Below are 10215 nucleotides of genomic sequence, written 5' to 3'. Positions count from 1 at the left end.
CGCAACCCGCTCGCCGTGGTGAGCTTCGTCGTGCTCGCGCTGGCAGGTGTCATCGCGCTGCTCTCGCCCTGGCTCGCCCCAGCGGCCGGCGTGCCCGAGCAGCAACGCCTCGGTCAACTCCACGTCGTGACACCGATCGACCCGGACGCCGGCGCGCAGCAGCGGCGGGTAGACCGCCGTGGCGGTCGACCAGACCCAGCGCGGGTGCTCGGCTGCCTCGCGGGCGGCGACCGCAGCGACCAGATCGGTGACGACCTCGGGCGGGCCGGCCGGCCGGCCGGTGGCGTCCAGCACGCACAGCACTCCCCCACCCCGCTCGTCGGACACCACCGCCACCAGCACGAACGTGATTCTGCCTCTCCCGTCCGACAGAAACGGAGGCGCACCTCACCATGATCGGGTCGGTGGGGTGTCGGGGCCGGTCGGTAGCGTGGCCGGGTGCCTCCGCAGATCCCGCATCCCGATCCTGGCACTCCCGACGCTCGCGGTCCGATGCGCTACCTGTGGTGGCTGGTCCGCTGCCAACCCTGGCGGGTGCTGCGCGGCAGCCTGATCGGCACGGCCTGGATGATCGGGCTCTCGGCCCGGCCCTACCTGATCGCCCGCGCCGTCGACGACGGGCTGCGCGAACGCGACACCCGGGCCCTGGCGCTCTGGGTCGCGGCGATCGTCGTCGCGGGCGTGGCCCTGTCCTACCTGGGCATCATGCGGCACCGCACGATGACCTTCATCCGGGAGGACGCCAAAGCCCGCTCGGCAGAGGTTCTGCTGCGCCACCTGTCCCGCATCGGCGCGGTGCTGCCCCGCCGGGTCGGGGCGGGCGAGGTGTCCACCATCGGCGGCTCCGACATCGACTGGACGGCGCAGGTGCTGACGCTGACCGGGCCGGGCGTCGGCGCGGTCGTCGCGTACGGGGTGATCGCCGTGGTGCTCTGGTCGATCTCCCCGATGCTCGCGCTCTGCGTGCTGGTCGGGGTGCCGGTCGTCGGCCTGATCGTGGGGCCGCTGCTGCGCCGCCTGGAGCAGGTCGAATCGGTCTACCGACGGCAACAGGGCGCGCTCACCGCCCGATCCGGTGACATCGTGGCCGGGCTGCGGGTGCTCGCCGGGGTGGGCGGCCGGGACCTGTTCGCCCGGCGGTACGCGGCCCGGTCCCAGGAGCTACGCGCCGAGGGCTACCGGGTCGGCGCGGTCAACAGCTGGATCGACGCGGCGACGGTCGCCATCCCCGGGTTGTTCCTGGCGGCGGTGGTGTGGCTGACGGCCCGGATGGCGGTGACCGGTGACGTCACGATCGGCGAGTTGGTCGCCGTCTACGGCTACGTGGCGACCCTGATCGTGCCCGTCTGGTTTCTGCTGGAGGGCAGTTACCAGCTCATCCGCGGTCGGGTCGCCGCCCGACGGATCGCCGACCTGCTCAACGTGACACCGGACGACGTCGGTGGCCCTGGCCGTCGGTGGCCGGGCGACGTGCCCGAGGCACGCCGGCCGGGCAACCTGACCGCGCCGGCCGGCCCGGCCGACCTGCACGACCCGGTGACCGGCCTGACCGTGCACGCCGGCCAACTGACCGGGGTGGCGGCGGACGACCCGGCGGCGGCCGTGGCGTTGGCCGATCGGCTCGGCCGCTACATCGCCAGCGACGTCACCTGGGGCGGCGTGCCGCTGCGCGAGGTCGCCCTGGACGAGGTCCGCGCGCGGATCCTCGTCGCCGACCACGACTCGTACCTCTTCGCCGGCACGCTGCGCGACATCCTGCACGCCGGGGCCGACGACGATGACGAACGGATCGGGGCGGCCCTGCGGACCGCCTCGGCGCAGGACGTCGTCGACGCCCTGCCCGCCGGGCTGGACACCCCGATCGACGCCCGAGCCCGGACGCTCTCCGGCGGTCAACGCCAACGGCTCCGCCTGGCCCGGGCGCTGAGCAGCGAACCGGAGGTGCTGATCCTCGTCGACCCGACGTCGGCGGTGGACGCGCACACCGAGGCGCGGATCGCCGAGCGGCTGCGGGCCGCGCGGGCCGGGCGGACCACAGTGGTGATCGCCACGTCGCCGCTGCTGCTCGGCCGGGCCGACCTGGTCGCGCTTCTGAGCGCCGGCCGGATCACCGCCACCGGCAACCACGCCGACCTGCTCGACGACGACCCGGCCTACCGACACCTGGTGGCCCGCGGCAGCGAGGAGGCGTACCGGTGAGCCGGCTGCCAGTCGCCGACCGCCGCACCGTACGCCGGGCCCTGCGGGACATGATCAGCCGGCACCGGCGCGCCGTCGGGGTCGTGCTGGCGCTGCACAGCGCCGCCGCGGTCGTCGGGCTCGCCCCTCCGTGGCTGCTGGGCACCATCGTCGACCGGGTCACCGCGGGCGCGGGCGTGGCCACTGTGGACCGGTTGGCACTGGCCATCGCCGGCTGCGTCCTGGTCAGCGCCCTGCTCTCCCGCTACGCCCAGTACGCCGGTCACCGCTTCGGCGAACGGGCCGTCGCCGAGCTGCGCGAGGAGTTCGTCTCCCGGACCCTCGGGCTGCCCGTCTCGGTCGTCGAGCGTGCCGGCTCCGGGGACCTGGCCACCCGCAGCTCGGTCGACGTGTCGACGGTCGGCACCACCGTCCGGGACGTGGTGCCCACCATCGTCATCGCCACGGTGCAGTTGACGTTGCTGTTCGGGGCGGTCTTCCTGCTGCACCCGCTGCTCGGGTTGGCCGCGCTCGCCGGGCTCCCGTCGATCGTCGCGGTGACCCGCTGGTACCTGCGCCGGGCCAGCTCCGCGTACCTCACCGAGGGCGCGGCGGCGGCCGAGCTGACCGAGACGCTGACCACCACCGCCGAGGGCGCGCGCACTGTGGAGGCGCTGCGGCTGGCCGACGACCGGATCAAGCACGGCACCACCCGCATCACGATGGTGTGGCGGGCCCGTCGGGCGACCCTCGCACTGCGTACCGTGTTCTTCTCGGTCGTCGAGGCCAGCTACCCGCTGCCTGTCGCCATGGTCCTGCTCGTCGGGGGCTACCTGTTCTCCCGGGACATGGTGTCGCTCGGCGCGGTGGTCGCCGCCGCGCTCTACCTGCAACAGGCGATCGACCCGATGGACCGACTGTTGCAGTGGACCGAGCAGGCGCAACGCGGCTTCGCGTCGTACGCGCGGCTGCTCGGCGTCGGCATGGTCCCGCCCGAACCACCCGGCACGACCGCCTCGTCACGGGGCGAGCGACTCGTCGTCAGTGGCGCCCGTTTCTCCTACTCCGACGGGCCGGACGTGCTGCACGGCATCGACCTGGAGGTGCAGCCCGGTGAGCGGCTGGCCGTCGTCGGCCCGTCCGGCGCCGGCAAGTCCACCCTGGCCCGGCTGCTGGCCGGGATCGACGCGCCACGGCACGGCGTCGTCAGCATCGGCGGCTGCCCGGTCACCGACCTCGACCCGGCCGAGCGACGCCGCCGGATCGCCCTGGTCACCCAGGAGCACCACGTCTTCATCGGCTCGGTACGCGACAACCTCTCCTTCGCCGCGCCCGACGCCTCCGACGAACAGATGCGCGCCGCGCTGCTCACCGTGGGCGCCGAGTGGTTTGCCGAGCTGCCCGACGACCTGGACACCCAGCTCGGCGACGGGGCCCGTCAACTCGGTGCGGCCGAGGCCCAACAGCTCGCGCTTGCCCGGTTGGTGCTCGCCGACCCGCACACGCTGATCCTGGACGAGGCGACCGCCGCGCTCGACCCGTCCACCGCCCGCCGGACCGAACGCGCGCTGGCCGCCGTGCTGGTCGGGCGGACAGTCATCGCGATCGCGCACCGGCTCAACACCGCGCACGACGCCGACCGGGTCGCCGTGCTCGCCGACGGACGGATCACCGAGATCGGCAGCCACGACGAGCTGGTCGCGGCCGGCGGGGCGTACGCCGCCCTGTGGCACTCCTGGCACACCCGTGCCGACGAGCGGTGAGACGCCCTACTTCACCGCACCGGAGGTGAGGCCGGCCTGGATCTGACGCTGGAACACCGCGTACACGATGATCATCGGGAGGATGGCGATGGTCAGCGCGGCGAACAGCCCGGACCAGTCCGCCTCGTAGCCGGCGTTGACGGAGATGTCGGCGATGCCCTGGGTGAGCACCCATTTGTCCTTGGCGTTGGACAGCAGCACCAACGGGAGCTGGTACTGCGCCCACTGGCCGATGATGTTGAAGATCGTCACGCTGATCAGACCCGGCTTCGCCATCGGCATCATGACCTGGAAGAACAGTCGAGTGTGCCCGCAGCCGTCGATCATCCCCGCCTCGGCCACCGACGACGGCAACGTCTTGAAGAACGCGGCCAGGAAGAACACCGTGAACGGCAGGGAGTACGCGCTGTAGACCAGCACCACGCCGGTGTGGGTGTCCAGCAGACCAAGGTTCTTCACCACGAAGAAGAGCGGCACCAGTGCCAGGAAGACCGGGAAGGCCAGCCCCGAGACGAAGAGGAAGTAGACAGCCCGGTTGCCCCAGAACTTGTAGCGGGCCAGCACGTACGCGGCCATCGAGCCGAGCAGCATGGTGAGGAACGTGCTGCACGACACCACGATCACGCTGTTGAGGAAGTACCGCCCGACGTGCGCCTTGGTCCAGGCCCGACCGAAGTTCTCCCAGCGCAGCTCGGCCGGCAGCGTCCACGGGCTGCTGAAGATCTCGCTGGTGTTCTTGAACGCGGCGAGGAAGGTCCAGAGGATCGGCACGATCACGATCACCGCCCACACGGCGAGCGCGACGTGCCCCAGGCCGGCGAAGAGCTTTACCTCCGAGCGGGGGCCCTTGTGCCCCGACCCGGCGGGGGCGGACGGGTCACCGCTCTTCGGCGGCAGCGCCGCCGGCGTCGGCGGCAGCGTCGACTGCGGATTCATCAGTACTCCACGCTTTCCCGCTTGGTGAGCCGCAGCGTCAGCGCCGCGAACGTGAGGGTGAGGAAGAACAGCGCCACGCCCATCGCCGAGGCGTAGCCGTACTTCGAGTAGACGAACGCGTTGCGGTAGATCTCCATGGCGAGCACCGTGGTGGCGCCGTCCGGGCCGCCACCGTCCACCGAGAGCACCGCCACGATGGCGAACGCGTCGAACGCCGCGATCCCGAGGTACACCCAGGCCACCTGGAGGGTGTCCCACAGCAGCGGCAGGGTGACCCGGAAGAACAGGGTCACCTTCGTCGCCCCGTCCATCTCGGCGGCCTCGTAGATTTCACCGGGGATGGAGGCCATCCCGGCCGAGAAGAGCACCACGTAGAAGCCGACCGCCTGCCAGACCAGCACCGCGATGATCGACCAGAGGGCCAGGTTCGGCTTGACGAGGAAGAGGATCGGCTCGATACCGAACTTCATCAACACGCCGTTGATCAGGCCGGACTCGTTCGGCCGGTACACCATCTGGAACAACACCGCGATGATGGCCACCGCCAGGACCTGGGGGAAGAAGAACACCACCCGGTAGAACTTCGCCCCCCAGACCCCCTGGCGTTGACCACCGCTGCTCTTGCCGCCCACGTTGAGCAGGAAGGCGAAGAACAGGGCGATGGCAATGGTGATCAGCGGCAGGGCAAGCAGCAGTACGCCGTGGTGCTGGACCGCCTTCCAGAAGGCCCCGTCGTCGAGCAACCTCCGGTAGTTGTCGAAGCCCACCCACTGCGGGGCCGACAGCCCCCGCCAGTTGGTCATCGAGATCTGGAACGCCTGCGCGTATGGCCAGATCACGAATGTCACGTACAGCGCGACCGGGGCGAACAGGAACCCGATCACGAATGGATACTTGCCGTGCCGCATGACCCTAGCTCCGATCGATCAGCGCTTGAACTTGGTGACGGAGCTGTCCTTCTTGATGGCGTCGGCGCGCTTCTGGATCCGCTCCACGAAGGCGTCCGCGTTGATCCGGCCGAACATCAGCTCGTTGGTGGCGGTACGCGCCTCCGTGTCGAGCTCCTTGTACCAACCGTCGAAGTACAGGTTGAACACGTCCTGACCGGCCGCCTTGAGCGCGGCCTGCGAGCTGGCCACACCGGGCGGGAAGGCGAAGCCCTCCGAGCCGGCGGTGACCACGGTCGGGGCCTTGACCACCTCGGTGAAGCCCTTCGCGCCCGCCGTCGAGAGCATCTGACGCATGTACTCCAGCCCGCCCTTGGGGTTCTTGCTCTTCGCCGAGACGAAGTAGCCCTCACCGGCGGTGGCGCGCAGCGCGGTGGCCGGCAGCTTGTCCGAGGCGGACAGGCTCGGCACCGGCATGAGCTGGTAGTCGAAGCCGGCCGGCGTGTCCTTCTTCTGCTCGCCCTCCAGCCAGTCACCGCTGGGGTACATGGCCACCTTGTACTGGTTCTGCCGCAGCTGCACGTCGGTGTGCTTGAGGCCCTCGAAGCTCTTGTCGCTGAACTTCGCCCCGACCTCGGCCCACGCCGCGGCAGCCTGCTTGACGGCGTCCTGCTTCCAGGCACCGTCCTCCAGGTTGTCGATGTTCTTCAGCACGTCCGTGCCACCGATCTTGGCGGCGTGGGTGAGGATGACGTTCCACTGGTAGTACGCGGCGTTCGCCCCGGCGTAGCCGTACGGGGTGATGCCCTTGGCCTTGATGTTCGTCAGCAGGGCCATGAACTCGTCCCAGTTCTTCGCCGGCGCCCAGCCGTTGTCCTTGAACAACTTGCCCGAGTACCAGATGCCGAAGACGGTGGAGACGTAGTACAGGACGAACGGCTTGCCGTTGAACGAGCCGGCCTCGATGGTGCCCGGCACCACTGTGTCGCGGACCTTCTTGGACGGGTCGTCGACCGATGGCGCGTCCCACAGCTCGGTGAGGTCCTGGAGCTGACCGTCCGCGACGAGCGCGCCGAAGTCCATCAGCTTCTCGCCCGAGTTGTTCACGAACTCCGGCGGGTTGCCGGAGGCGAACCGCGGCTGGAGCACAGTGGAGACGGCCTGGGTGGCCTGGTGCTTGACCTCGGCTTTGGGGAACGCCTTCTTGTACAGCGGCTCGTGCACGTCGGTGGCGTACTTCTCGCCGTAGCCACCGTTGAAGATGACCACCTCGATCGCGGCGTCCTCCTTGACGCCCAGCGGGTTCTTCTCGCTCTTCGTGCCGCCGGCGACCTGCTCGTTGTCACCGTCGCTGCCGCTGGTGGCGCAGGCGCCGAGCAGGCCGATGGCCGGAGTGGCGAGCATGCCCACGGCGGCGGCGCGACGCAGCACCGTGCGACGGTCGAGTGCGGCCGGGTGTTCGGGGGTAATCGACATCGTCGTGTCTCCTTGTGGAATTCGGGTCATGCGGTACGCCGGAGACGTCCGGCGTACCGCGACTCGAGGGCGAGGTTGTGCTCGTCCCCGCCGGGGACGTTGGCGGAGAGGTAGATAGGGGGTACCTCCCCGGCCTGGTGGAACCGTCGTACGACCTCCGCGGTCAGCAACTGCGCCAGCAGCGCCGTGGTGACCGAGGAGACCGCACAGACCGCGCCGCCGCCCTCGAGCGGCAGCAGTGCATCGCCGTACGGCGCGCCATTGTCCAGCACGACGTCGGCGAGGTCGGCGAGCCGGTGCCCGGACGGGTGCCGTGGGGCGACCCGCGCGGTGTGCTCGACCGAGGTGACCGCGATCAACGGGTGACCGCGCTCGGTGACCAGCGCCGCCAGCTCGACCACCGAGCCGTTGATGCCGGATTGGGACGCCACCACGAACACGTCGCGCGGCTGGGGTGCCGCGAGCGCGTAGATCTGGTGGGCGATGGAGGGATCACGTTCCAGCTTGGGGTCGGCGAGCACGTCACGCGGGGCGTCACCGTGCATCACCAGGTCCCGTACCGAGAGCCGGTTGGTGGGGACCAACCCGCCGGCCCGGGCGACCAACTCGGCGGCGAACGCCTCCGAGTGCCCGGCGCCGAACGCCTGGAGCACGCCGCCGTCGCGCAGGCTGTCGGCGATCAGGTCGGCGGCCCGGGTGATCCCGTCGGCCTCCGAGTCGAGCAGCCGGTCGAGCACCGGGCGGACGGCGTCCGCGTACCCCTGGGCGCTGATCATGACGGGACCCCTTTCGCCGCCTTGTGCCCGTCGACGGCCTGCGCTGTCCGCCGGAAGGCCGCGTGCGCGCGATCGTGCGTGCGTTGGGCGACGGCGATGTAGAGCAGGTCGAGCACCACCAGTTGGGGGTGCCGGGCAGAGAGCGCGTCCGGCCGGAAGGTGGTCGCCTGACTGGCGGTGAGCAGTACGATGTCGGCCAGTTCGGCCAACGGGGAACGGGGGAAGCCGGTGAGGGCGAGCGTGGTGGCGCCCCGGCTGCCCGCCTCGGCGAGCATCTCGATCGTCTCCCGGGTCTGCCCGGTGTGCGAGATGCCGAGCGCCACGTCCCCCGATCGCAGCAAGGCGGCGCTGGCCAGCCCCTCGTGCACGTCGTTCCACGCCCACGCCGCCACACCGATGCGGTGCAGGCTGAACTGCATCTCCTCACCGACCAGGGCGCTGCCGCTGGCACCGAAGATGTTCACCCGGTTGGCGCCGGCGATCGCCACCGCGGCCCGCTCCACCTCGGCGAGGTCCAGCAGGGTGGCCGTGTCGTGCATGGCCCGGGTGTCGGCGGCCATGATCTGGTCGAGCACCCGGGCGAGCGGGTCGCCCGGCTGGATCTCGCGTCCGATGTCGATGGTCCAGCCGGCCGAGCGGGCCCGGCCGGTCTCGGAGGCGATGCCCAGCCGCAGGTCGGCGTATCCCTCGAAGCCCATCGCCCGGCAGAAGCGGGTGATGGTCGCCGGCGAGGTGCCACTGCGCTCGGCCAGCTCGACGATGGTCGAGCGGGCGGCGGCCTCCGGGTCGCTGAGCACGTGCTCGGCGACCCGACGCAGGGCGCCGGTCAGTTCGCCGAGCCCGTTGCGAACCCGGGCCAACACCCCGTCGGAGGCCGAGCTCCGCCGGTCGATCACGTCGGCGTCGACCACCGCGGTCCCCGCGGCGGTGTCCACCTCGTGATCAACCATGAGACGCCTCAGCTTTCCGAAAAGACTGTTAACTGTTAGTGGTAAAATTTCTTACTAAACGACTGTCTATGTCAAGACTGTGGGCGAAGTTTTCAAACTGTTACCTGGCGCACAGCCCTCCACGCCCGCCGCAACTTGCCCCGTACGACCCCGCCGACCAGCATGAACAAGCCAGATCGCCGTTCCGCGCAAGGAGACTCGTGCCGATGTCCGACAGCGTCGTGGTGGGTCTCGATATCGGCGGTACGTCCACCCGGGCGACCGTCCTCACCCTCGCCGGGCAACGCGTCGGCACCGGCCGCGCCGGCGGTGGCAACCCCACCAGTCACGGCGCCGAGCGCGCCGCCGCCGAACTGCTGACCGCGCTCCGCAAGGCGCTCGCCGACGTCGACCCGACGCGGGCGGCCGCCGGCACCATCGGGCTCGCCGGAGCCGGCCGGCTGCTCGCCGACCCGGCCGGGCGGGCCGTCTTCGACCAGGCCTGGCACGACGCCGGCCTGCGCTGCCCGTACGAGGTGCACGGCGACGCCCTGGTCGCGTACGCCTCCGGCACCGCCGCCCCGGACGGAACCATCCTCATCGCCGGCACCGGGGCGATCACCGCCCAGGTCCACGAGCTGCAGCTCGACCGGATCGCCGACGGCCACGGCTGGCTCCTCGGCGACGCCGGCTCGGGCTTCTGGCTCGGCCGGGAAGCCGTGCGCCGACTGCTCGCCGACCTCGACGCCGGCCGTGCGCTCGGCTCGCTGACCACGACCGTGCTCACCGAAATCCTGGGCAGCGCCGACATCGCCGCCCGCCCCCGGGACACCGTCGACGCCACCATCCAGACGGTGACCCGTCGACCCCCCATCGAACTGGCCCGGCTCGCGCCGCTGGTCGTCGACGCCGCCACCCACGGCGACCCGGTCGCCACCGCGCTGATCACCGAAGCCGCCGGGCACCTGACCGAGAGCGTGAGCCGCATCCGCCCCGCCTGGGCGGTGACACCGATCGTGCTCGGCGGCGGCCTGCTCACCGCGGACACCCCGCTCGCCGCCGCCGTCCGGGCCGAGATCACGCGACACTGGCCGGACGCGCCTCTGCGTACCGCCGGCGACGGTGCCGCCGCCGCAGCCTGGCTCGCCGCCCGCGGCCTACCCGAGGTGACCGACCCTGCAGCCCTGCACGCCCGCCTCTTCCCCACCCCCTGAAAGCCCTGCCCCGCGCAGCGCCGCCCCGCGCAGCGCCGCACCGCGCAGCGCCGCCC

8 protein-coding genes and 1 pseudogene are annotated in these 10215 nt (G+C 71.1%); 3 read left to right on the top strand and 6 right to left on the bottom strand.

Annotated elements, in window-relative coordinates:
* Positions 1 to 69: 69 nt before the first annotated feature.
* A pseudogene (locus GUI43_RS34845) lies at positions 70 to 372 on the bottom strand (bifunctional 3'-5' exonuclease/DNA polymerase); the annotation flags it as partial.
* A gap of 120 nt (positions 373 to 492) precedes the next feature.
* Between GUI43_RS34845 and GUI43_RS32355 the strand changes: the two are divergent.
* Positions 493 to 2199: an ABC transporter ATP-binding protein gene (locus GUI43_RS32355; RefSeq protein WP_249037914.1), complete on the top strand. Its 1707-nt coding sequence runs from the start codon at positions 493 to 495 to the stop codon at positions 2197 to 2199.
* 50 nt (positions 2200 to 2249) lie between these two features.
* Positions 2250 to 3941 carry an ABC transporter ATP-binding protein gene (locus GUI43_RS32350; protein WP_249037913.1) on the top strand — a complete coding sequence of 564 codons (1692 nt, stop codon included), beginning with the start codon at positions 2250 to 2252 and terminating at the stop codon, positions 3939 to 3941.
* 6 nt (positions 3942 to 3947) lie between these two features.
* On the opposite strand, the gene GUI43_RS32345 is transcribed toward GUI43_RS32350, so the two are convergent.
* Genes GUI43_RS32345 through GUI43_RS32325 form a run of 5 tightly spaced genes read right to left on the bottom strand, consistent with a single transcriptional unit; the run spans position 3948 to position 8966 of the window.
* The gene (locus tag GUI43_RS32345) at positions 3948 to 4877 is read right to left on the bottom strand and encodes a carbohydrate ABC transporter permease (RefSeq protein WP_112582990.1); all 930 of its coding nucleotides are present in this window, start codon (positions 4875 to 4877) and stop codon (positions 3948 to 3950) included.
* A complete protein-coding gene (locus GUI43_RS32340) occupies positions 4877 to 5785 on the bottom strand; it encodes a carbohydrate ABC transporter permease (protein ID WP_091403976.1) in 909 nt (302 codons plus the stop codon). Before GUI43_RS32340 ends, GUI43_RS32345 begins: the two co-directional genes overlap by 1 nt.
* Before the next feature lie 18 nt (positions 5786 to 5803).
* Positions 5804 to 7240: an N-acetylglucosamine/diacetylchitobiose ABC transporter substrate-binding protein gene (gene ngcE, locus GUI43_RS32335; protein ID WP_112700593.1), complete on the bottom strand. Its 1437-nt coding sequence runs from the start codon at positions 7238 to 7240 to the stop codon at positions 5804 to 5806.
* Between the two features lie 26 nt (positions 7241 to 7266).
* A complete protein-coding gene (locus tag GUI43_RS32330) occupies positions 7267 to 8016 on the bottom strand; it encodes a sugar isomerase domain-containing protein (protein ID WP_091403970.1) in 750 nt (249 codons plus the stop codon).
* A complete protein-coding gene (locus GUI43_RS32325; RefSeq protein ID WP_112700591.1) occupies positions 8013 to 8966 on the bottom strand; it encodes a MurR/RpiR family transcriptional regulator in 954 nt (317 codons plus the stop codon). The genes GUI43_RS32330 and GUI43_RS32325 overlap by 4 nt, the downstream gene beginning before the upstream one ends.
* A 206-nt stretch (positions 8967 to 9172) precedes the next feature.
* On the opposite strand from GUI43_RS32325, the gene GUI43_RS32320 reads away from it, so the two are divergent.
* Positions 9173 to 10159 carry an N-acetylglucosamine kinase gene (locus GUI43_RS32320; RefSeq protein ID WP_112700589.1) on the top strand — a complete coding sequence of 329 codons (987 nt, stop codon included), beginning with the start codon at positions 9173 to 9175 and terminating at the stop codon, positions 10157 to 10159.
* The last annotated feature ends 56 nt before the right edge of the window (positions 10160 to 10215 follow it).

The organism is Micromonospora noduli (genome assembly GCF_003264365.1).
Classification (GTDB): domain Bacteria; phylum Actinomycetota; class Actinomycetes; order Mycobacteriales; family Micromonosporaceae; genus Micromonospora; species Micromonospora noduli.
Note: the sequence above shows the minus strand (reverse complement) of the source record. Positions and strands in the feature narration are given on the sequence as shown.

Coding starts and splice junctions, on each gene's coding strand:
- GUI43_RS32355 (WP_249037914.1), top strand. CDS start 493: ATGCGCTACCTGTGGTGGCTGGTCCGCTGCCAACCCTGGCGGGTGCTG.
- GUI43_RS32350 (WP_249037913.1), top strand. CDS start 2,250: ATGATCAGCCGGCACCGGCGCGCCGTCGGGGTCGTGCTGGCGCTGCAC.
- GUI43_RS32345 (WP_112582990.1), bottom strand. CDS start 4,877: ATGAATCCGCAGTCGACGCTGCCGCCGACGCCGGCGGCGCTGCCGCCG.
- GUI43_RS32340 (WP_091403976.1), bottom strand. CDS start 5,785: ATGCGGCACGGCAAGTATCCATTCGTGATCGGGTTCCTGTTCGCCCCG.
- ngcE (WP_112700593.1), bottom strand. CDS start 7,240: ATGTCGATTACCCCCGAACACCCGGCCGCACTCGACCGTCGCACGGTG.
- GUI43_RS32330 (WP_091403970.1), bottom strand. CDS start 8,016: ATGATCAGCGCCCAGGGGTACGCGGACGCCGTCCGCCCGGTGCTCGAC.
- GUI43_RS32325 (WP_112700591.1), bottom strand. CDS start 8,966: ATGGTTGATCACGAGGTGGACACCGCCGCGGGGACCGCGGTGGTCGAC.
- GUI43_RS32320 (WP_112700589.1), top strand. CDS start 9,173: ATGTCCGACAGCGTCGTGGTGGGTCTCGATATCGGCGGTACGTCCACC.